At 34.0% G+C, this 20,649-nt stretch carries 23 protein-coding genes; 5 read left to right on the plus strand and 18 right to left on the minus strand.

Going from position 1 to position 20,649, the window contains the following annotated elements; translation table 11 throughout:
• Nucleotides 1-5 precede the first annotated feature (5 nt).
• Both J2Z38_RS07235 and J2Z38_RS07240 read right to left on the minus strand, forming a co-directional pair.
• Complete coding sequence (locus J2Z38_RS07235) at nucleotides 6-836, minus strand: aminoglycoside 6-adenylyltransferase (RefSeq protein ID WP_209774328.1); 831 nt, start codon at nucleotides 834-836, stop codon at nucleotides 6-8.
• The gene (locus tag J2Z38_RS07240) at nucleotides 826-1,416 is read right to left on the minus strand and encodes an NUDIX hydrolase (protein WP_209774329.1); all 591 of its coding nucleotides are present in this window, start codon (nucleotides 1,414-1,416) and stop codon (nucleotides 826-828) included. The genes J2Z38_RS07235 and J2Z38_RS07240 overlap by 11 nt, the downstream gene beginning before the upstream one ends.
• A gap of 96 nt (nucleotides 1,417-1,512) precedes the next feature.
• On the opposite strand from J2Z38_RS07240, the gene mscL reads away from it, so the two are divergent.
• A complete protein-coding gene (mscL, locus tag J2Z38_RS07245; protein WP_209774330.1) occupies nucleotides 1,513-1,926 on the plus strand; it encodes a large conductance mechanosensitive channel protein MscL in 414 nt (137 codons plus the stop codon).
• A gap of 40 nt (nucleotides 1,927-1,966) precedes the next feature.
• Here the strand turns inward: mscL and topA are convergent, their stop codons facing one another.
• From topA to ylqF, 5 genes are read right to left on the minus strand one after another with little or no spacing between them, the layout of a single operon-like run.
• Complete coding sequence (topA, locus tag J2Z38_RS07250) at nucleotides 1,967-4,024, minus strand: type I DNA topoisomerase (protein WP_209774332.1); 2,058 nt, start codon at nucleotides 4,022-4,024, stop codon at nucleotides 1,967-1,969.
• Nucleotides 4,025-4,028: 4 nt separating this feature from the next.
• Nucleotides 4,029-5,108, minus strand: coding sequence for a DNA-processing protein DprA (gene dprA / locus J2Z38_RS07255; protein ID WP_225304614.1), 1,080 nt, complete (start codon nucleotides 5,106-5,108; stop codon nucleotides 4,029-4,031).
• A 1-nt stretch (nucleotide 5,109) separates the two neighbouring features.
• Nucleotides 5,110-5,457: a YraN family protein gene (locus J2Z38_RS07260; protein ID WP_209774340.1), complete on the minus strand. Its 348-nt coding sequence runs from the start codon at nucleotides 5,455-5,457 to the stop codon at nucleotides 5,110-5,112.
• Nucleotides 5,454-6,077 (minus strand): ribonuclease HII, encoded by a 624-nt coding sequence (locus J2Z38_RS07265; protein ID WP_209774341.1) that lies wholly within the window; start codon nucleotides 6,075-6,077, stop codon nucleotides 5,454-5,456. The genes J2Z38_RS07260 and J2Z38_RS07265 overlap by 4 nt, the downstream gene beginning before the upstream one ends.
• Nucleotides 6,074-6,916 carry a ribosome biogenesis GTPase YlqF gene (ylqF, locus tag J2Z38_RS07270; RefSeq protein WP_209774343.1) on the minus strand — a complete coding sequence of 281 codons (843 nt, stop codon included), beginning with the start codon at nucleotides 6,914-6,916 and terminating at the stop codon, nucleotides 6,074-6,076. The genes J2Z38_RS07265 and ylqF overlap by 4 nt, the downstream gene beginning before the upstream one ends.
• A 164-nt stretch (nucleotides 6,917-7,080) precedes the next feature.
• Here ylqF and J2Z38_RS07275 point away from each other — a divergent pair, with 164 nt between their 5' ends.
• Genes J2Z38_RS07275 through J2Z38_RS07290 form a run of 4 tightly spaced genes read left to right on the plus strand, consistent with a single transcriptional unit; the run spans nucleotide 7,081 to nucleotide 10,967 of the window.
• Nucleotides 7,081-8,169 carry an iron-siderophore ABC transporter substrate-binding protein gene (locus tag J2Z38_RS07275; protein WP_209774344.1) on the plus strand — a complete coding sequence of 363 codons (1,089 nt, stop codon included), beginning with the start codon at nucleotides 7,081-7,083 and terminating at the stop codon, nucleotides 8,167-8,169.
• The gene (locus J2Z38_RS07280; RefSeq protein ID WP_209774346.1) at nucleotides 8,159-9,166 is read left to right on the plus strand and encodes a FecCD family ABC transporter permease; all 1,008 of its coding nucleotides are present in this window, start codon (nucleotides 8,159-8,161) and stop codon (nucleotides 9,164-9,166) included. Before J2Z38_RS07275 ends, J2Z38_RS07280 begins: the two co-directional genes overlap by 11 nt.
• Complete coding sequence (locus J2Z38_RS07285) at nucleotides 9,166-10,173, plus strand: FecCD family ABC transporter permease (protein ID WP_209774347.1); 1,008 nt, start codon at nucleotides 9,166-9,168, stop codon at nucleotides 10,171-10,173. The genes J2Z38_RS07280 and J2Z38_RS07285 overlap by 1 nt, the downstream gene beginning before the upstream one ends.
• Entirely contained in the window at nucleotides 10,173-10,967 is a 795-nt protein-coding gene (locus J2Z38_RS07290; protein ID WP_209774349.1) for an ABC transporter ATP-binding protein, read from the plus strand. Before J2Z38_RS07285 ends, J2Z38_RS07290 begins: the two co-directional genes overlap by 1 nt.
• Before the next feature lie 316 nt (nucleotides 10,968-11,283).
• Here the strand turns inward: J2Z38_RS07290 and J2Z38_RS07295 are convergent, their stop codons facing one another.
• The 11 genes from J2Z38_RS07295 to msrB form a co-directional block, all read right to left on the minus strand.
• The gene (locus J2Z38_RS07295; protein ID WP_209774350.1) at nucleotides 11,284-12,960 is read right to left on the minus strand and encodes an ABC transporter ATP-binding protein; all 1,677 of its coding nucleotides are present in this window, start codon (nucleotides 12,958-12,960) and stop codon (nucleotides 11,284-11,286) included.
• A gap of 144 nt (nucleotides 12,961-13,104) precedes the next feature.
• A complete protein-coding gene (locus J2Z38_RS07300) occupies nucleotides 13,105-13,983 on the minus strand; it encodes a helix-turn-helix domain-containing protein (protein ID WP_209774352.1) in 879 nt (292 codons plus the stop codon).
• A 306-nt stretch (nucleotides 13,984-14,289) separates the two neighbouring features.
• Nucleotides 14,290-14,637, minus strand: a complete 348-nt coding sequence (gene rplS, locus J2Z38_RS07305; RefSeq protein WP_209774354.1) for a 50S ribosomal protein L19 — start codon at nucleotides 14,635-14,637, stop codon at nucleotides 14,290-14,292.
• A complete protein-coding gene (gene trmD, locus J2Z38_RS07310; RefSeq protein ID WP_209774360.1) occupies nucleotides 14,609-15,331 on the minus strand; it encodes a tRNA (guanosine(37)-N1)-methyltransferase TrmD in 723 nt (240 codons plus the stop codon). The genes rplS and trmD overlap by 29 nt, the downstream gene beginning before the upstream one ends.
• A complete protein-coding gene (gene rimM / locus J2Z38_RS07315; RefSeq protein WP_209774362.1) occupies nucleotides 15,324-15,809 on the minus strand; it encodes a ribosome maturation factor RimM in 486 nt (161 codons plus the stop codon). The genes trmD and rimM overlap by 8 nt, the downstream gene beginning before the upstream one ends.
• Nucleotides 15,806-16,030, minus strand: coding sequence for a KH domain-containing protein (locus J2Z38_RS07320; protein WP_209774363.1), 225 nt, complete (start codon nucleotides 16,028-16,030; stop codon nucleotides 15,806-15,808). Before J2Z38_RS07320 ends, rimM begins: the two co-directional genes overlap by 4 nt.
• A 2-nt stretch (nucleotides 16,031-16,032) precedes the next feature.
• Complete coding sequence (gene rpsP, locus J2Z38_RS07325) at nucleotides 16,033-16,278, minus strand: 30S ribosomal protein S16 (RefSeq protein ID WP_209774369.1); 246 nt, start codon at nucleotides 16,276-16,278, stop codon at nucleotides 16,033-16,035.
• A gap of 17 nt (nucleotides 16,279-16,295) precedes the next feature.
• On the minus strand, nucleotides 16,296-17,636 hold the full coding sequence (ffh, locus tag J2Z38_RS07330) for a signal recognition particle protein (RefSeq protein ID WP_209774371.1): 1,341 nt from the start codon (nucleotides 17,634-17,636) through the stop codon (nucleotides 16,296-16,298).
• An 8-nt stretch (nucleotides 17,637-17,644) separates the two neighbouring features.
• Nucleotides 17,645-17,968 carry a YlxM family DNA-binding protein gene (ylxM, locus tag J2Z38_RS07335; protein ID WP_209774372.1) on the minus strand — a complete coding sequence of 108 codons (324 nt, stop codon included), beginning with the start codon at nucleotides 17,966-17,968 and terminating at the stop codon, nucleotides 17,645-17,647.
• Nucleotides 17,969-18,145: 177 nt separating this feature from the next.
• Nucleotides 18,146-19,372 (minus strand): S1C family serine protease, encoded by a 1,227-nt coding sequence (locus tag J2Z38_RS07340; RefSeq protein WP_209774374.1) that lies wholly within the window; start codon nucleotides 19,370-19,372, stop codon nucleotides 18,146-18,148.
• 187 nt (nucleotides 19,373-19,559) lie between these two features.
• Nucleotides 19,560-20,630, minus strand: coding sequence for a peptide-methionine (R)-S-oxide reductase MsrB (msrB, locus tag J2Z38_RS07345; RefSeq protein ID WP_209774380.1), 1,071 nt, complete (start codon nucleotides 20,628-20,630; stop codon nucleotides 19,560-19,562).
• Between the last annotated feature and the right edge of the window lie 19 nt (nucleotides 20,631-20,649).

Here is a 20,649-nt window from a genome sequence, read left to right on the forward strand (position 1 = left end):
TGCTCCTAGTTTAGAAAGGATTCAAGCTTTTTATAATTATTTCTCAAAAGCTTTAAGGTCTTTACATCAGTTTGTCTATCGTATTCAAAACCCAAATCTTCTGCCTCAGCCATTCCTACTTTTCTAAAAAGTATGCATGCCTTAAAAAGGCTATTATAAATGTTAAGTGGGTTTATATCGTGGAAAGAATCTTCAAAATCGTCCTTGTATTCGTTTACAAGGGTATGGACAAATTCGCTGCCGTCCTTACCGATATCCCTCGCCCCCTTAAACTTATTTACAACATAGATTCTAAGCATCTTAGCAAGCTCTTTCCTTACATCTTCCATCTTAATAGCTGCAGCAAGCCCATTGTTTTGGTTTAAATAAAGGGAAACTTCTATAGCAGATGCAAAGAAATCTTTAACTGTTTGGCTAAATTCGTATTCTTTGGCAGGGCTATAAGCATAATCCTTATTTGGTAGAAGTACATCAGCACCAGGTTTATTATATAAAAACTCAATATCAGTTGGTAAGGTTTTTATAAAGTCTTTAGCCACATCGCTACTTATTATTGACTCTGAAATTTTAATATTGTCCATCTTGTAAAGGTCAATGGTTGTGAATGAAAACTTGTTTTTGTCAAGCTCACTTTTTTCCTTAACCCTATTTACAAAGATTAGGTCATCAAAAAGCCCCGCAAACTCTTCTTCGAGCTTGGCGATAATAACCTCATTGACAACTGTATAAATCCTATAAAATTCGTCGTTATTTTGCCTTTTTACATAGAAAATAGACTCTATGGCAGGGTTTGTCTTTGCATAATCTTTTATTTTTTGCGAAATATCATTCCTCATTTTTACTCCAACTTTCTATAAAGTTTTTTAGCATCTTTGCGGTCAAGCCCCAGATTACAGGCTTGGTATCATAGAAAAACATTTCATTGTATCCGGTTTGAAACTTATAATCCTTGCCATTTGGGATTTTATCAAAAGGAAAATCTTTTGGAAAATCCATCCTATATGGTGCCCTGTAGGATATGGGCGGATTATTTATAAAAAAGTCAAGATCGACCGTAAAAATCGACTCTACTTCCTTATTATACTTTATTTCTGACAAATTTTTATTAATCCTACCATAAAAACTTTTTACATGCCTGTAATTAGATGTAAGAATCATAGAAGAATATCCTAGATATGTAATTTCATCTCGGCAGAGATTTAATTCTTCCATAGTCTCTCTTATAGCAGCTTGTTTAAAATCTTCTCCACATTCTACTCCACCACCAGGAAAAGAAACCTCACCAGGTTGGCTAACTATGTCACTTCTCACTTCAAATAAAATATGGTCCTTGCCATCCACTTCTATTAGGGGAATAAAAATAGCGAAGGATTTTAACCTAGCTAAAAATTCGTCATCTACTTGTAAATATTTCATAGAAACTCCTATTAAAATCATATATAAATATGGTTTTAAAGTCAAGTAATTAGAGTATAATAAAATAGTATTTTAGAAATATAGAAAGGAATTATTATGTTTAAAGAATTTAAGGAATTTATTGCCCGTGGCAATGTATTAGATATGGCCATCGGTATTATAATGGGTTCAGCTTTTACAGCTATTGTAACTAGTGTAGTTGATGATCTTTTAATGCCAATTATAGCAGGCCTTACAGCAGGAGTTAACTATGAAGACCTTGTTATAAATTTAGGAGGAGCATCTTTAAAAATTGGTAACCTTATAAATGCAATTATTTCATTTATAATTATTGCCTTTGTTTTATTTTTGATTGTAAAATCTCTTAACGGTCTTCATAAAAAGAAGGAAGAACCAGTTGTTGAAACAGAAAAAACTTGCCCATACTGCAAGAGCAAAATTGATATAGAAGCAACTAGATGTCCAAAGTGTACATCTAAGCTTGAAAACTACTCAAACGAATTAGAATAAGAAAATAGGGACTTCCTCAAATTTGAGGAGTCCCTTATTTTTATCTCTTCTTTACTTTTACATAATCACATTCAGAGCATCTAATTTCGTCTGTTTTCCTATTTTTCTTATGGACTAAAAGGCTTCCACACTCTGGGCATTTCTCACCTGTTGGTGGATCCCAAAGAGCGTAGTCGCATTTTGGATAGGTTGAACATCCGTAAAATCTCTTGCCCCTTTTAGATACTCTTTCAATAATTTCCCCATCTCCACACTTAGGGCACTCAACTCCAGTTGTCTTTATTATAGATTTTGTAAAGTCACAATCAGGGAAACCAGTACATCCTATAAATTTGCCGTTCCTGCCGTGCTTAATAGCAAGAGGCTTGCCACATTTTGGACATTTTTCATCAAGGACCTTATCCTTGACCTTGTAGTCAGTTGTATCTTTTTTGACCGCAGCCATATCCTTAGAAAAATCTTTATAGAAATTCCTTAATACATCCTTCCAAAAGACTTCATCTTCTGCAATCCTATCGAGTTGGTTTTCCATATCTGCAGTAAATTCAACGTTTATTACATCGTCAAAATTTTCCTGCAAAAATTCATTTACAGTCTTTCCTAATTCTGTTGGATAGATTGATCTACCATCAAGCTCAACGTAGTTTCTGGACATGATTTGGTTGATAGTTGCAGAATAGGTTGAAGGCCTGCCTATACCAAATTCCTCCAAGGTTTTTACAAGAGATGCTTCTGTGTACCTAGCTGGTGGATTTGTAAAGTGTTGGTCCTTGGTGATTTTTTCTGCACCTATAACTTGGCCTTCCTTAAGGTCTGGTAAATTATTTTCACTATCTAGACTTCCATATAATTTGTTAAAACCGTCAAAAAGTGTAATTTTTCCATTCGCCCTAAAAATCAAGCCATTATTATCAAAATTAATTTGAGTTGATAGATATTCATAATCAGCCATTTGGCTTGCGACTACCCTTGACCAGATTAGCTTATAGAGTTTGTATTGTTGGTCTGTTAGGTAGGTTTTTAGAGAAATTGGGTCTCTAAATATGGATGTAGGTCTGATTGCCTCGTGGGCATCTTGGCTGCCTTTTTTCTTGCCGGAATATGTATTTCCACGACCTGCGTACTCGGCTCCGTATTTTTCCTTGATATATTTTAATGATTCGCCAACAATTTCCTTAGAAATCCTAGTCGCATCTGTTCTCATGTAGGAAATCAGACCGACTGTTCCCTCTTTTCCAATATCAATTCCTTCGTAAAGTTGTTGGGCAAGCTGCATGGTAAATTTGGTTGAAAAACCAAGCCTATTTGATGCATCTTGTTGGAGGGTTGAGGTTGTATATGGGGCATAAGGACGTCTTTTTCTCTTAGTTTTTGCTATTGATACGAGTTTAAAATTATCCTTATCAATCTTGTCCAAAACTTTTTGGGCACCCGACTCATTTGAAACCTTCATTTTTTTGGATTTTGATCCATAAAATTCAGATTCAAAATCTATGCCATCGTACTTGTATTTGGCAGTAATGGTCCAATATTCTTCTGGAATAAAATCGTCAATTTCTTTTTGCCTATCAACAATTAGTTTTAGGGCAACAGATTGGACACGGCCTGCAGAAAGGCCAGATTTGACCCTCTTCCACAAAATCGGACTTATTTCATAACCCACAATCCTGTCCATGACCCTCCTAGCCTGTTGGGCATCAACAAGGTTTTTGTCAATCTTTCTAGGATTTTTCATGGCATTTAGGACATTGTTTTTGGTTATTTCGTGAAATTCCACCCTGTTGTTTTCGTTTGGATCAAGGTCTAATAGGTATTCAAGATGCCAAGAAATGGCTTCACCTTCCCTATCCGGGTCTGTCGCAAGATAAACCTTGTCAGCATTTTTCGCTTCTTTTTTGAGCTCATTAATAGTTTTCGCCCTACCCCTAACCTTGATATATTCAGGTTCAAAGTCATTTTCTATATCTACACCAAACTTGCTTTTTGGTAGGTCTCTAAGGTGGCCAACAGTTGCCTTTACCTTATAATTTCTTCCAAGCATTTTTGAAATTGACCTAGCCTTGGTAGGCGACTCTACTATTACTAGATTTTTAGCCAAAGTCTCACTCCTTTATTGTAAACTCGTTATTTCCTATGTTTTCAATTATATTCTTAAGTTCTAAACTTGTTAATAAAAAATTTATCACATCTATGCTTAAATCTAAGTTAAGTGCCAAGTCATCAGGACTGGCATTTGGTTTTGTCTCAATATATCTTACTACACTAACTTCATCTTTATCAAGTGCAGAATAATCAATAGGCTCTTTAGCTAATCTCTTATCCAAAAGATAATCGAGTTCCTCGAGTATATCTTCAGCGCACAAAATAAGCTTAGAACCGTCTTGGATTAGCTTATTGGTCCCTTTGGAATAGATTGAGTTAATATTTCCAGGCACAGCAAAAACTTCCTTGCCTTGGTCTAGAGCACACCTAGTTGTAATCATGGTTCCTGATTTTTCCTTGGCCTCTATAACCACAGTTGCCATGGAAATCCCAGAAATAATCCTATTTCTCCTTGGAAAATTATAACCAATAGGTGGAGTTTCTAGAGGAAATTCTGATAAAATCAAACCGTCTTCTTCGATTTTTTCGTACAAAAACTTGTTGGCCTTGGGATAAACTTGATCAATCCCACAACCGATTACCCCAATGGTCCTGCCACCAACTTCCAAAGTCGCCTTGTGGCACATGGCATCAATCCCGTAGGCAAGGCCAGAAACAGTTGTTAGGCCTGCCTGAGCAATAGAACCTACCAAATTTTTGCAGGCCCACTTGCCGTAGTCTGTGCACTTTCTTGCCCCTACAAAAGCGATGGACTGGCTATCACGAAGGGCATCTAGCCTTCCCTTATAATACAAAACCGCAGGTCTATCGTCTATGTATTTTAAATTTTCTGGATAAGATTCATCAAGGATTGTCACAAAATCTACACCAAGCTTAGCAACTTTTTCCCTATAAGCTTTGAAATCCTCAAGGTTTTTTGGATTAAAAATCCTATCGTGATTTGCATCGTTAAGGAAGGAGTAATCAGCCCTTGTCCTTTCAAAAAAATTATCCAAATTCGTATTTTCAAAAATATCTAGGATGGTTCTATTATTAATATTTATGTAATTTAGGTATAATAAAATTTCTCTCTTATCCATATCAAAAAGCATTTTCTATGTAATTTATCTTTCTTGTATCTAGGTAAACTTCGGCAATATCAAAGGTCATCAAAAAATCTGTCATATTTTTTTCCATAAGATAGGCTTGGCTCGCCCTTCTTATCCTCTCCTGCTTATAAAAATCTACAGCCTCAGCCGCATAGGCAAAGGCATCTGACTTTCGAGTCTTGACCTCAACAAAGGCAATCAAGTCATCCTTTATGGCAATTAAATCAATCTCCCCAAAGGGTTTTGAATAATTTCTATCAAGGATCCTGTATCCATTTTTTTCCAAATATTCAGCTGTGATTTCCTCACCAAAATCGCCGACTTCTCTTTTTCTTGTCATATAAATGATAGCTGCCTTTCGTGAAATTTTCTCAAAAAACTTTGCCTATGGATGGGAGTTTCTCCGTATTTTTCAAGACCAGCGTAATGAGCCTTGGTTCCATATCCAAAATTTGTTTCAAAACCATAACCCGGATAAATTTTAGAAAAATTTATCATAATATCATCTCGCCTGACTTTTGCCAAAATAGATGCACAAGAAATTGCGTATTCGTTTAAATCGCCCTTTACAATATTTAATTGTGGAAGGTTGGTGTCAATCCTTTCCGCATCAATAAGGACAATGTCTGGTCGTATTTCTAAATTATCTAGAGCATCTTTCATAGCTCCTAGGGTTGCCTGCCTTATATTAATTTGGTCAATTTTTCTGGAATTGGCATAGCCATAAGAAACAGCGATAGAATCAGCTAGGATTTTTCCCTTTAAATCTAGCATTTTCTTGCGGCTTAATTTCTTGGAATCAGTCACTCCTTCAATATGCGAATCCTTTTTCATAATGACTGCACAGGTTACAACAGGGCCTGCCAGAGGACCTCTTCCTACCTCGTCAATTCCAGCTATATGGTCGTATTTTTCGTATATTTCTTTTTTTATTTCCTCGTTATATTCAGAATATTTCATAGCTTCTCAAGTGTAATTCTTCCAAGTTTGCCTGTCCTAAAGTCGTTTAGGATAATAGTCGCTGTCCTTGTGTAATCAAAATCTCCGCCAGCAATAATTGCCCCACGCTTTTTTGCAATGGCTTCATAGATTTCAATAGCTTCAACCTCTGGGTCTACACCATATCTTTCTTTGAGGTTTTCCGGATATTCTTCTGCCAATTCTCTTATGAAATAAAGGGTCAAATCTTCTATATTTAGGATTTCATCCTTGATGGCATTTGTATAAGATAAGTGAAGGCCAGTCCTATCATCAAATTTTGGCCAAAGCACACCCGGAGTGTCCAATAGCTGCAAATTAGAATTTGTCTTAATCCACTGTTTAGTTTGGGTCACGCCCGGACGGTTGCCAACTCTCGCTCCCTTCCTTTGGGCTACATTATTTATAAAGGTAGACTTGCCAGAATTTGGCACGCCAACAATCATCATCCTTATTATAGGATTGTCAATGTCTTTTTCCTCGTGTTTTTTAAACTTATCAGCAAGGATATCCCTTGCTATATCATAAATTTTACCAACATTGATTCTCTCTTTAGAATTCATTGGCAAAGCCACAATCCCATCGTTTTTAAACTTATTAATCCACTTTTGATTTTCCTTTGGATCTGCAAGGTCAGATTTATTCATGATAATCATCCTTGGCTTGTCAGCTAAAATATCATCAAGCATAGGATTTCTCGAAGATTCTGGAATCCTCGAATCTATAATCTCTAAAACTATATCAACCAGCTTTAGGTTTTTTTCAATTTCTTCCTTGGTCTTTTTCATATGACCAGGATACCAATTTATATTAAGTGCCATTTAATCTCCTCATTTCTTATTATATATTATACATAATTTAGCTTAAAAATAAAAACTAAATCCTTTTTAAAAAATAGTTATATTTTTAATTTGTGACCAAAACCATTTGACAATGATAATCATTATTGATATTATTATGTTATAAATCTATTTAAGGAGTTTTTATGAAAAGTAAATTTTTTCTAATAGCCAGTTTAGCTATGTGTATAGTTTTTAGCGCTTGTTCTTCTAATTCAAACGCACCATCAAATGATACAAAAACTGAAACTACAGTTAAGGAAAGTGAAGTAAAAAACAATGCAGATAATTCTGCTAATAGTAAAGAAAATGCTTCTAAAGAGCATGCACCTAATCAAATAGTTTTAGATCACGCTTTCGGTCAAACTATATTAGATAAAAAACCTGAAAGAGTTGCAACTATTGCTTGGGGAAATCATGATGTAGCATTAGCTTTAGGAATAGTTCCTGTTGGATTTTCAAAAGCAAATTACGGCGTAAGTGCTGAAAAAGGAGTTTTACCTTGGACAGAAGAAAAAATAAAAGAACTAAATGGTGAGACTAACCTATTTGACGATTTAGATGGGCTTAACTTTGAAGCAATATCAAATTCTAAACCAGATGTTATCTTAGCTGCTTATTCCGGTATAACTCAAGAAGATTATGACACTCTATCAAAAATAGCTCCAGTAGCAGCATACCAATCTAAACCTTGGCAAACTTTGTGGAAAGATATGGTTAAAATTGATTCAAAAGCCTTAGGTATGGAAAAAGAAGGTGATGAGTTAATCAAAAATACTGAAGCTCGTATAGCCAAAGAGTTAGAAAAACATCCAGAAATCAAAGGAAAAAAAATATTATTTACTAGTATTAATGCTGCAGATACATCAAAATTCTGGATTTTTACTAGCAAAGATCCAAGAGCAAATTATTTAACAGATTTAGGTCTGGTTTTCCCTGAATCATTAAAAGAATTTGAGAGTGAGGATAGTTTTGCAAAAGAAATTTCCGCAGAAGAAGCAGATAAGATAAATGATGCTGATGTAATCATAACTTATGGTGATGATAAAACTATTGAAACTTTACAAAAAGATCCTCTTTTAGGCAAAATAAATGCAATTAAAAATGGGGCCGTTGCTGTAATTCCAGAAAATACACCATTAGCAGCCTCATGCACTCCAACACCACTTTCAATAAACTACACTATTGAAGAATTCTTAAATATTTTAGGAAATGCATGCAAAAATGCGAAATAAAAAACAAATAAACCTAGGCATAATTTTACTAATCTGCCTAGGTCTTCTTATTACAATATTTTTGTCATTAAAGCTTGGAACAAAAGAAATTAATATCAAAGATTTTCTAGCAGCTTTTAGAATCGGTAATCTAGAAGATGATTTTATTAAATCAATTATTTATAAAAGAATACCTAGAACTATTTTTGCAACTTTAGCAGGCTCTAGTCTTGCCATAAGCGGTGTATTGATGCAATCAGTTACTAGAAACCCAATAGCTGATCCAGGTATCCTCGGTATAAACACAGGAGCAAGTCTTAGTGTAGTAATTGGGCTGTCTTTTTTTGGAATTTCATCAAGCATAAGCCATATAAGTTTTGCAATAATTGGTGGCCTAATCAGTGCAATTTTTGTATATGCGATAGCTATGACCGGAAAAGCAGGCCTTACTCCTGTAAAACTAGCCTTATCAGGAACTTGTGTTAGTATGGCTTTAAGCAGTTTTGTTAGTTTTTTAATTTTACCGAATAATAACGTCTTAGACAAATTTAGGTTTTGGCAAATAGGTAGCCTAGGAGCGGCTACATTACCCTCTATATATACACTACTACCTTTTATAATTGTAGGTCATTTAATAGCTGTCTTTATTTCATCAGATTTAAACGCTTTAGCTATGGGTGATGAAATGGCAGTTGGTCTTGGGGTTAATGTTACTAGGACAAGATCACTCGCAATAGTTGCAAGTGTGCTTTTATGTTCAAGTATTACTGCGATTGGTGGACCTATTGGTTTTGTAGGTCTTATAGTTCCTCATTTTTGCGGCTTATTTTTAGGCAAAAATATACGCACAATGACCATTACTTCATCTTTTATAGGTGCAGAGCTCTTACTTATGTGTGATATAATCGGCCGTATTTTAGGTAAACCAGGCGAAATTGAAGTAGGGATAATTACTGCAATAATCGGTGGTCCAGTACTTATTTATGTAACTATGAAAAATAGAGGGGTTAATAACTAATGCAAAATTTAATTATAGGTATTCAAAAAAGAAAAAAAAGAATAACACTATTTTCCTTACTATTTTTATTAATAATAATCAGTCTATCATTTTTCGTTTTACTTATTGGAGATGAAAATTATTCTTTTTCAACTTTGATTAAAGTCTTAAATGGTGAAACTGTTCCTGGAGCTAGTTTTTCAATTATGGAAATTAGATTACCAAAATTATTAGCAGGAATTATAGCTGGATGGTCTTTTGGATTAGCAGGATTTATCTTTCAAACTATGTTAAGAAATCCTCTTGCAAGTCCCGATATCATCGGTGTTACAAGTTCATCATCTATTGCAGCGGTCTATTGCATATTGGTATTAAAAACAAATAGTTTTACTACTGGAATTATTTCAATAGCTTGTGGCTTAACAACATCTTTAATATTGTTTTTACTAGCTAAAAAAGATGGTTTTTCAGCATCTAGACTGATAATATTAGGCATTGGTTTTCAAGCTGTCACAAGAGCAGGCACCTCATTTTTATTGTTGAAAGCCGCAAGATACGAGTTGCAAGAAGTTATGAGATGGCTCAATGGATCTTTATCTTTTACAAAGCTAGATGACATACCTCTTGTGCTAATAGTAAGTATTATTGCTACTATAATAGTTTTGTTTTTTAATAAAAGACTAGAAATTATTGAACTTGGTGAAGAAATAGCAATAGGACTTGGAGCAAATCCCGATTTATCGAGACTTATTTTGATTTTATGTGCTGTATCTTTAACTGCTTTTTCTACTGCAATTACAGGGCCAATAGCTTGTATATCTTTTTTAGCTGGGCCCATAGCCTTAAATATTGGCAATAAAAGAAGCCCAATATTAGCTGGATTGGTTGGAATTTTACTAGTTTTATCATCTGAAATATTCTCACAAAATATTTTGCCAGCTAGATATCCGGTAGGTGTTGTAACTGGATTGTTAGGTTCACCATACTTAATATACTTACTAATAAAAATGAACAGGAGGAATATATAATGATTGGTCTATGGTCAAATAATCTTACATGCGGTTATGATGAAAAAATAATCTTGGAAAATATAAATATAAAAATACCTGAAGAAAAAATATCAGTTATTATTGGGTCAAATGGTTGTGGAAAGTCAACACTCATTAAAACTTTATCTCGACTTATAAAGCCATTAGACGGAGAAGTATTGCTCGGTAATAAATCAATCAATTCTTATAAAGAAAAAGATTTAGCAAAACATATAGCTATCTTACCTCAATCTCCAATAATCCCTGAATCGATAACAGTAGCTGATCTTGTAAGCCGTGGTCGTTTCCCCTACAGAAAGCCTTTTAAAAGTCTTAGTAAAGATGACCTTGAAATAATAAATAGATCAATGGTTATGGCCAATGTTGAAGATCTAGCAAATAATCTAGTTGAAGAACTTTCTGGCGGGCAAAGGCAAAGAGTATGGATAGCGCTAGCCCTAGCCCAAGATACAAATATCCTACTTCTGGATGAGCCAACTACCTACTTGGATATCTCATATCAAATAGAATTATTAGACCTCTTGGCTGATCTTAACCAAAAGTATAAGACAACCATTTGCATGATTTTGCATGATATAAACCTGACAGCAAGATACGCTGATTACCTATTTGCAATTAAAAAAGGTAAACTTGTTGCAGAGGGAAAGCCTGAAGACATACTAGATAATAAACTAGTTAAAGATATCTTTAATCTTGAAGCAAAAATAATAAGTGACCCTATTTCAAATACGCCTCTAATAGTTCCTATTGGAAAGCACCATGTTAGAGCTTAATAATTGAATATTTGAATTCATTTAACAATAAAAAATATCTCAAAGAATAGAACTGACCACCAAAAGTTGGACTAAAAATCAACACAAGGAGGTCAGTTTTTTAGAAGATTTCATAAAGTATTACAATGAAGAAAGAATAAAATAATAAATAGGATACTTATCACCAGTAAAATATAAAAAATAATGCAGCATAAAAATTCCCACCCCTAGGGGTGGGAAAGAAAAAACACCATACCTAGTTTAGTTCTAACTCTGGTATCAGGTCCAACTTTGTGAGTTCAGCTTATTTAGGAAATTCCCTAGACTGTGGTAGGATTTATATTTTATTTTCTGAAAATTCTTCGGTCTTTTTATCTTTAATCTCGATAATTTTTCCGTAATACTTGCTATAATCAATGTCCCTCCTATGGGAAATTGAAACTAGGGTCTTATCTAGATTTGCAAAAATTTCTTCGATATCGACTGCCATTTTAAGGTCAAGGGCAGAAGTAGCCTCATCTATTAGGATAATTGGGCTATCCTTATAAAGGGCCCTGGCTATTTCAATTCTCTGCATTTCCCCACCAGATAGGTTGGATCCGGCGTCTTTGATTATGGTATTGTAACCTTCCTTAAGGTTGTCTATCAAAGGAGAAAGGCCAGACCTTTTTATAGAATCATTTAGTTTTTCAAAATCAATTTCAGATTCATCTTCAAAAAGAACTATATTTGCCAAAATAGAATCCCTAAAAATCATTGGTTTTTGGGCGACAATGGAAATTTTTTCATAAATTTCCTCACGACTCTGATTGTCGATATTTTTACCTGTAATAAAAATATTTCCATCATTTGGCCTAAGTTCCTTGGTTATTAATTTAAAAATAGTAGACTTACCAGTTCCGCTTGCACCGCTTATAATCACATGGTCCTTATTGTGGATTACAAAAGAAGCTTTTTCTAAAATTTCCTTACTTCCATAAGAAAATTTAACCTTATCAAAGTAAATATCAGAATTTTCTCCTGCAATTTCCTTATGGATTCTAGCTTTATCAGGAAATTCTTCTTCGTCAAAAGCAAAGTCCTTAAGAATCCTTTCTCTGATTTTCCTAGTTGAAATAATATTACCATAGGAATCTGCAATTTCCTGCATTGGCCAAATTATAATATTCATAAGGCTTAGTAGGACCGGAAAATAAAAGGCTTCAATCTTGCCCCAATAGACAAATAGGGCTGATAAGAGCATCAAGAAGGTCTGCAATATCATTGACGAAATATTTATCACTGATATTCTTGAGCTATTTAAAAACAAAGATTTTTCGTGAATTTTTTCGTTATCTTTTGTCCTCTGTCCAAATTTTCTAAGGAAATGACCCGTTTTGTTAAAGCTCAAAAGAGTTTTATAGCCATAAAAGCCATCATTTAGTATTTCATTATAAGAATTTAGGGACTTCATATATTTTTCATTCTCATTTGATGAAAGAGATGAAATAAATTTTGAAATTAGCATAACAATTATACCAAAGACAAAAATGATCATAGTAATCTCAATATTTATGGTAAAACCGTAGGCCAAACACACCAAAAGAAGGACAAGGTTAGATATAATCCAGTCCACAGAAAAAAGATAATTTTCCTCTATAAATTTAAGATCATTGTTAAATAGGGATATGTAAGAGGCCTTGTCCTTGCTTTCAAAATAAACAGGGTCTCGAGTCAAGATATTTTCCATAAGTTCTTTTTTGACCCTTACATTCCACAAATATGAAATCCTAGCCTTAAGCCTTGACCTAGAAATTCTTAGAGCGAAAAAAATCACTGCCCAAAGGATAAAAAATATTATTGTTGACCTAATCAAGGTCCCATCGTTATAAGAAACAATCCTCGAAAATCTCTCAATAAGCCTTGTTAGAAAATATTGTTCCAAATTGCTGACCAAAGAAAGAATGATAAAGCCAAGGAAAACCCAGTTGAGCCTTATAAATTTAAAATCTTTTTTGTTATATTTCTCTTTCATAAAATCTGCCTTCTTGTGTTAATAATTTATTATTTTTAGCTTATACCATATTAAAAAGTTTGTCAAAGGCGGATGTGCCTTTGGAATTTATTCGCTTTTTTGATTCAATATAAAAAACTAGAACTAAAAGTAGTCCTGGCTTGTTTATCCTAATATATTATTAATATTTCTATTTACCAACATATTTAATTCAGGGTTAAGATTGTTTTTTAATAAAACCTTAGTTGCCAATAAGGCTTCCTCATAGTTTTTATTCGCCCTATAAGATGCTAGGAAATTTATGAAATGTAAGTAAAGCAAGCCATCAATAGAAGAGCTATTTCTAGAATAGCTTATACCTTCATTTGATATTTTTAGGGCATCTTGATAATCTTTATTTATTACATAAAAATTAGAAAAATTATTGTAGGCTAATAATTTTACCATCTTATTCTTATCCTGATTCTTGCACATTTCAAAAATCTCTACACTAGCAATATTTTTATAAGAATGAAAATCACTAGCAATATTTAATAAAATACGTAATTCTAGCGAAGAAAGATCTAGTTTAGAAAAATTCTCCCTCTTAATTTTATTTCCACTTAGGTATTCAAAATTATCTCTCAAAGCTTCATCACTTATTTCAGAATTTAGGTATTTTATAAATAATTCCAAGAGTTCTAACTCATATCTTTTTGTTTCAAGGTCTTTTCCTTCTTTTATTAGATCAATTTTTTCTAAAAGATTTGTCCTAATTTCTCTTGGCAAAAATATGGCATTTATATCTAGAGCTTTTTTTATATCTTCTAATATACAAAAATTTCCGTAGGCATATTTCTTATACAAACTAAGGATATCTGCATCATAGACCTTGGATAATTCTACCAAACTATCCACAGACGCAGATTCAATCTCCCCTCTTTCAAGCCTGCCAATTGTTCTTTGGCTAAGATTTATAAGACTCGCAACATCAGCCTGTCTAAGTCCTTTTCTTTCCCTTATTTCTATTAACTTTTTTCCAAAGTTTTTTCTTGCATTTGTCATTTTTGCCTCTTAGTCTTAATCCTTATTAGTTATAATATCATAAATTAAAATGTATTTAAAGGCAAAATCTAATTCTGTTATTGAATTTTATAGACTGTAGATATTTTCAAAATTAAAAGGACCATTGCTCATTATGCAATAATCCTTTTATCTGATTAGTAAAGTTTTTATTACGGTTGCTCTTTCTCATCACACCCTTCATAAAATTTTACATAAGGTTTTTAATCAATTTATACTGCGGTACTTTGTGCCTTGATAAATTGTGAAAATCGAAAAAAACATCGCTTACGATGTTTTTTTCTACCATTAATAATTTGTTTTTTCTTTAACTTTAGCAGCCTTACCTTGACGTTCTCTTAGGTAGGTTAGCTTAGCTCTTCTTACCTTACCACGTCTGGTTACTACTAATTTTTCTATTCTTGGGTTGTGGTATAGGAAGGTTCTTTCTACTCCTACACCGTAAGAGATTCTTCTTACTGTAAAGGTCTTGCCTACGCCGCCTTCGCTGATGTAGATAACAGTTCCTTCAAAGTCTTGAAGTCTTGTCTTGTCGCCTTCTTTAATTCTGTAGCTTATTCTAACTGTATCACCTACATTAAAGTCAAAGTTTTCTTCACGTAGGTTTTCACTTTCTATTTTTTTGATTAAATCCATCTTTGCTCTCCTCTCGTAAGTACTTTTCGTATAAGTCTGGTCTTACTCTTTTTGTTTTTTCTATTGCATTTTTCTTATTCCAAGCTGCGATTTTTTTATGATCCCCACTTACAAGTTCGCTTGGTACGTGGTAGCCATTAAAAACTCTAGGCTTGGTGTATTCATCTTGTTGCAACAATATATTATAGTGAGAATCTGTTACTAGTGACTCTTCCTTGCCTACGACTCCGTCTATGAACCTTGCCATAGAGTCTATTAATACCATGGCTGGGATTTCTCCGCCTGTTAGGACATAATCGCCTATGGATACTTCATAGTCTACATAGTGGTTAGTTATTCTAGCGTCGATGCCTTCATAATGACCGCATATTATTATCAAATGTTCAATACTCGCAAAGTCGATTGCTAACTTCTGATCTAAAACTTTTCCTGTAGCTGACATAAAGGCTACTTTAGACTTGGCTGTTTTGACTGATAATAGTGCGTCATATATTACTTGAGGTCTAATTAGCATACCGGCTGCCCCGCCGTATACTGTATCATCGACGTGATTATGCTTGTTGTTTGCAAAATCTCTCATGTCCACTATTTCGAGTTCTAGGATTTTATTTTCAATTGCCTTACCTATAACCCCGTAGGTCCTTAAAAAATCAAAGGATTCTGGAAATAGGGTCAGGAGTGTTACTTTATTCATAGTCACTAAAATTTTCTACTTCAATTATTTTTTCTTCAGTATCAATTTTTTTGATTGTATTTTTGATAGCTGGAAGCAAAACTTCGCCGCCATCTGTTTTTATAACATAAACGTCATTTGGATAGACGCCTGTGATTACATCTACTATTTCACCTACTTTTTGCCCATTTGAGGTGACTTTAAGACCAATTAGGTCCTTGATGTAGACTTCATCTTCAGCAAGTTTTCCCAAATCTTTTTCATCTATGGTTAAATCTTTACCCACAAATTTAAGGATATCGTTGATATTATCATATTCTTCAAAGCCTAGAACAAGCATTGCTTTTTGCTTGTATGATCTTTTTATGGTGACTATTTCGTCTCCTATAAAAAGTTTTGATCCAATTTTGAATCTTTCTTCATTGTCGCTCAGGCTTCTTACCTTGACTTCTCCCCTAATTCCTTGGGCCTTTACAATCTCTCCTACTGAGATCCTCATATTTTTATGTTTACCTTAACATTTTCCTTTATAGCTGCACTTCTTGCGATAGTTCTAATGGAGTTTATAATATTGCCCCTAACTCCGATTACCCTACCCTTATCTTCTTCGGCAACCTTGATTAAGATATTAACCTCGCTGCCCTTACGATCTTCTACAATTTCTACAGCTTCTTTGTCTGTTACTAATTCTTTGACGATTAATTCTACTAAATCTTTCATAATTATGCTAATACATCATTGTCTTTGAATAGCTTTTCTACAATAGATGTTGGTTGAGCACCGTTTTTAATCCATTGTTTAGCTTTTTCGTTGTCAACTTTAAATACTTTTGGTTCAGAAACTGGGTTGTAATAACCGATTTCTTCGATAAATCTACCATCTCTAGCTCTTCTAGAGTCTGCCACTACCACTCTGTAGAATGGTTTTTTCTTTTGTCCTAATCTTTTTAATCTAATTTTTACTGCCATTTTTTCCTCCTTATTTTTTAAAAGAAAGGCATCTTTGGAAAGCCTCTGCCTTTTTTTGCTTTTTTCTGTAGTCCGTTCATTTTTTTCATCATTTTCTTAAGCTCTTTAAATTGCTTTAATAGCTTATTTAGTTCACGGACATCCACTCCAGAACCATTTGCAATCCTGGTTTTTCTGCTCTTGCCAATAATCTCAGGCTTGTCTCTTTCTTCCTTAGTCATGGAATTTATGAGGGCTTCGATTTTATCAAAACCAGCATCATCCACATTGACACCCTTGAGCATCTTTGAATTAACTCCAGGTATCATCGCTAGTAAGTCTTCAAGAGGACCCATATTTTTTATCTGTTGGATTTGTTCCATAAAATCATCCAAACTATAGGTCTGCTCTCTCATTTTTGCTTCAAGTTCTCTAGCATTTTCTAAAGAAAATTGTGCTTCAGCCTTCTCTATTAGCGAAAGTACATCACCCATTCCAAGGATCCTACTTGCCATCCTGTCTGGATAGAAAGGCTCTAAATCGTCAAGTTTTTCACCTACACCTATAAATTTGATAGGCTTGCCTACGACTTGTCTGATTGATAAAGCAGCACCGCCCCTTGCGTCACCGTCAAGTTTGGTGAGGATGACTCCTGTTATATCTAGGTAATCATCAAAAGACTTTGCCACATTTACTGCTTCTTGACCTGTCATAGCATCCACAACCAAGAGGATTTCATCAGGTTTTACTTCTTCTTTGATAGCCTTAAGTTCTTCCATAAGGTCTGTATCTATCTGAAGTCTACCTGCTGTATCGAGGATTACTGTATCGAAATTGTTGATTCTTGCGTAATCCTTGGCCTCTTTGGCAATTTTTACAGGATTTTCTTTGCCCTTTTCAAATACAAAGGTATTTGCCTGTTTACCTACGACCTTTAATTGTTCAATGGCTGCAGGTCTATAGATATCAAGGGCTGCTAGCATAGGATTTCTATTTTCCTTTTTTAGCATTTTTACAAGTTTTCCAGAATGAGTAGTCTTACCAGAACCTTGAAGACCAACCATCATCACCATGTGAGGTGTACCGCCTCTTAGGGCAAGCCTTGAGTTTTCCTTACCCATAAGGTCTGTTAGCTCTTCGTTTACGATTTTAACTACCATCTGTCCTGGAGAAAGTGAATTCATCACGTCAGCCCCAAGTGATCTTTCCTTAATAGTCTTTACAAAGTCTTTTACAACCTTGTAGTTAACATCTGCTTCAAGAAGGGATAATCTTATCTCCCTCATAGCAGTGTCTATGTCTTTTTCGTTTAATTTTCCTTTTCCTGTTAGTTTTCCAAGCGCTGCTTGAAGTCTATCTGAAAGGCTTTCAAAAACCATATACGCTCCTAAATATTTTCAATAATTTCTGTTAACTTTTGAATTGCTTCTTTATTATTTGAACTTTCAATCAGCTCTCTTATTTCAAAAAGAGAAGCCTTAAGTTCAGTCTTGCTTTTTAGTAAAGAAAGCTCATTTTCAAACTCAAATAATTTATCCACACTCCTATTAATCATATCTGAAATTGCCTGCTTTGACCTACCGTCATTGTCAGCAATCTCTTGAAGGGATAAATCTTCGTTGTAGTAGCAATTTATAACATCTCTTTGCTTTTCATTTAGAAGTGGGCCATACATATCGTACAGCTGGGCTACTTTTACTATTTTCTCCATAATATCACCTGTCAATATTTTTACTTGACTTCACTATTATACACGCTTTAAAAGACCATGTCAAGATAATTTCTTGACTCCAAAAGTTTTTATATAAAGTCAATTAAGATTGATATTTCAACAGTTTTTTGCCTACATAAAAAGAGCAGATAAATTAACTGCTCTTTTTGATTATTTTTATGGAAGATTGAAAAATGGATTTGATTTTTCTTCCTGTTTTTCTTTGGTTTCATTTGGTCTTGCAGACTTATATTCATCTACATTTGACGAATCAACAGTAAATTCAAAATCCACTTCTTTTTCTTCTCCATCTCTTTCTATGGTTAACTTTACAGTATCACCAATATTGTAGGCTAAGAGAAGTTTTTTTAGGGCTGCCATATCTTTTACAGGCTTGCCGTCGATTTCTTTAATTACATCGCCTTCCTTGATTGTGCTATCGTCTGTAAATACACTTACAACATAGATACCGCTCTTTGCCTTAATATCATCCTTTAGGTATTGTAATTTTCTTAAATAATCAAGGGACTGACCTGTAATTCCTAAGTAAACCGAGTCAAACTTTCCATTTTCCCTAATCTTGTCTATAACTGGTTTTACAGTATTGATTGGAATTGCAAAACCAATACCATCACTATTTCCGGCCTTGGCAGTGTTGATTCCAATTAATTGGCCCCTTGAATTTAGAAGAGCACCACCTGAATTTCCTGAGTTAATGGCTGCATCTGTCTGCATAAGGCCATCCATTTGTACACCTGTATTAAAGGATACTGACCTATTTAGACCAGAAATGATTCCAGATGTTACTGTAGATTGAAGATTGAAACCAAGAGGATTACCAATTGCCACAACCCTATCACCAACACCTATTTCATCAGAATCTCCAATGTCAATTGCCTTTAAGTTTTTATTATCACTAGCTACTTTAATAATAGCAAGATCCAAAGATGCATCGTTCCAAACAAGTTCTGCTGGAGCAGTCTCGCCATTATTAAATAAGACGTTAATCTCCTTGGCTTCCCCATCGCTAACTACGTGGGAATTTGTTACAATATAACCATCTTCGCTTACTATTGATCCTGAACCAATACCTTCTACATAGCCTGATTGAGGGCCGAAAAACGACTGCCTAGTCACCTTTGAAACTGTATTTATACCAACCACAGAATCAATTGATTTTTTAACCACAACAGACTCCATAGACTCATTTTCCTTAATATCTATTGGTTTGGTATTATCTTGCCTTGTTTCAACTTGGGTTTTATTTTCACTAATTTCTTTTTTATTTGACTGAGGCGCAACTAGTAGAAAATAAACAACAAATCCACCAATAATAGCGCCAATTAAAGCTGAAGCAAAAGATGAAAATCTTCCGCCTGATTTTTTATAAGATCTATTACTCATATTTTCCTCCTATAAGATAATATATACCCAATATGTGGCTAAACAATGGATAAATTATTAAATTTATATAAAATTTCTAATTTTTATTAATCATAATATTGATTTTTTGAGAATCTTCATATTCTCATTACTATATTAATTCAATATATTTTCAATTAAAAAAAGGAGAAAATTCTCCCCTTAATTTTTATTTTACCTTATCAATGTAGGCTCCGTAGCCTTCTTCTTCCATCTTGCTAAGCGGAACAAATCTCAAGGCTGCACCATTTATACAATACCTTGCACCACCCTTATCCTTTGGACCGTCATTAAATACGTGACCTAGGTGAGAATCTCCTTTTTTGCTCCTAACTTCCACCCTTTCCATGCCATGGGTCTTGTCGGACTTGTAATTAATGCCTGCATCAATTGGCTTTGTAAAAGAAGGCCAACCACAACCTGCATCATACTTATCTCTAGAAGAGAAAAGTGGCTCGCCAGTAACTACATCAACATATATTCCTGGTTCATCAAAATCATCATATTTTGAAGAAAAAGCTCTCTCAGTTGCATTTTCCTGGGTCACCTTATATTGTTCATCTGTTAGTTTTTCCTTTAATTCCTTTTCATTTTTATCAATTTTCTTTGATTCTAGAGGCTTTTCTGCCAAAGAAATATTGATATGACAATATCCTCCAGGATTTTTATCCAAATAGTCTTGGTGGTAGTCTTCCGCCAAAACAAAATTCTTTAAGGGCTCTACTTCTACAGCAATTTTCTCTTTATATTTTTCTTGTACCTGTCTAATAATCTCATCAATAACAAGTTTATCATTTTCATTTGTATAGTAAATTCCAGTCCTATATTGTCTACCCCTGTCGTTTCCTTGCTTGTTTACAGAAGTAGGATCAATTATCCTAAAATAATACTCCAAAATATCCTGCAAGGAAATTTGATCTTGATCATAGGTGATTTTTACAGTCTCACTATGATCAGTCTTTCCGATTTTTTCATAAGTAGTATCATCTGTTTTCCCATTGGCATAGCCAACACTTGTGTCAATAACACCTGGGATTTTCTTAAAATATCCTTCAACACCCCAAAAACAACCGCCAGCCAGGTATATTTCTCCCCTATTCTTAAGGCTTGCTAGGTCTTTAGTTTTAATTTCTGTATTTTCTTCTTTTGTAAAATCAATATCTTTATTTCCAAAAACCCTTATTCCAATAATAATAAATATTAAAAACAAAATGGAAATCAATAGTTTTTTCGACTTCATTTTCTAACCTCTTTATATT

This window comes from Anaerococcus degeneri, from assembly GCF_017874475.1.
Lineage (GTDB): Bacteria > Bacillota > Clostridia > Tissierellales > Peptoniphilaceae > Anaerococcus > Anaerococcus degeneri.

Bases quoted from the DNA above. Each gene is read 5' to 3' on its own strand.
- J2Z38_RS07235 (WP_209774328.1), bottom strand. From the start codon at position 836: ATGAGGAATGATATTTCGCAAAAAATAAAAGATTATGCAAAGACAAAC.
- J2Z38_RS07240 (WP_209774329.1), bottom strand. From the start codon at position 1,416: ATGAAATATTTACAAGTAGATGACGAATTTTTAGCTAGGTTAAAATCC.
- mscL (WP_209774330.1), top strand. From the start codon at position 1,513: ATGTTTAAAGAATTTAAGGAATTTATTGCCCGTGGCAATGTATTAGAT.
- dprA (WP_225304614.1), bottom strand. From the start codon at position 5,108: ATGGATAAGAGAGAAATTTTATTATACCTAAATTACATAAATATTAAT.
- J2Z38_RS07260 (WP_209774340.1), bottom strand. From the start codon at position 5,457: ATGACAAGAAAAAGAGAAGTCGGCGATTTTGGTGAGGAAATCACAGCT.
- J2Z38_RS07265 (WP_209774341.1), bottom strand. From the start codon at position 6,077: ATGAAATATTCTGAATATAACGAGGAAATAAAAAAAGAAATATACGAA.
- ylqF (WP_209774343.1), bottom strand. From the start codon at position 6,916: ATGGCACTTAATATAAATTGGTATCCTGGTCATATGAAAAAGACCAAG.
- J2Z38_RS07275 (WP_209774344.1), top strand. From the start codon at position 7,081: ATGAAAAGTAAATTTTTTCTAATAGCCAGTTTAGCTATGTGTATAGTT.
- J2Z38_RS07280 (WP_209774346.1), top strand. From the start codon at position 8,159: ATGCGAAATAAAAAACAAATAAACCTAGGCATAATTTTACTAATCTGC.
- J2Z38_RS07285 (WP_209774347.1), top strand. From the start codon at position 9,166: ATGCAAAATTTAATTATAGGTATTCAAAAAAGAAAAAAAAGAATAACA.
- J2Z38_RS07290 (WP_209774349.1), top strand. From the start codon at position 10,173: ATGATTGGTCTATGGTCAAATAATCTTACATGCGGTTATGATGAAAAA.
- J2Z38_RS07295 (WP_209774350.1), bottom strand. From the start codon at position 12,960: ATGAAAGAGAAATATAACAAAAAAGATTTTAAATTTATAAGGCTCAAC.
- J2Z38_RS07300 (WP_209774352.1), bottom strand. From the start codon at position 13,983: ATGACAAATGCAAGAAAAAACTTTGGAAAAAAGTTAATAGAAATAAGG.
- rplS (WP_209774354.1), bottom strand. From the start codon at position 14,637: ATGGATTTAATCAAAAAAATAGAAAGTGAAAACCTACGTGAAGAAAAC.
- trmD (WP_209774360.1), bottom strand. From the start codon at position 15,331: ATGAATAAAGTAACACTCCTGACCCTATTTCCAGAATCCTTTGATTTT.
- rimM (WP_209774362.1), bottom strand. From the start codon at position 15,809: ATGAGGATCTCAGTAGGAGAGATTGTAAAGGCCCAAGGAATTAGGGGA.
- J2Z38_RS07320 (WP_209774363.1), bottom strand. From the start codon at position 16,030: ATGAAAGATTTAGTAGAATTAATCGTCAAAGAATTAGTAACAGACAAA.
- rpsP (WP_209774369.1), bottom strand. From the start codon at position 16,278: ATGGCAGTAAAAATTAGATTAAAAAGATTAGGACAAAAGAAAAAACCA.
- ffh (WP_209774371.1), bottom strand. From the start codon at position 17,636: ATGGTTTTTGAAAGCCTTTCAGATAGACTTCAAGCAGCGCTTGGAAAA.
- ylxM (WP_209774372.1), bottom strand. From the start codon at position 17,968: ATGGAGAAAATAGTAAAAGTAGCCCAGCTGTACGATATGTATGGCCCA.
- J2Z38_RS07340 (WP_209774374.1), bottom strand. From the start codon at position 19,372: ATGAGTAATAGATCTTATAAAAAATCAGGCGGAAGATTTTCATCTTTT.
- msrB (WP_209774380.1), bottom strand. From the start codon at position 20,630: ATGAAGTCGAAAAAACTATTGATTTCCATTTTGTTTTTAATATTTATT.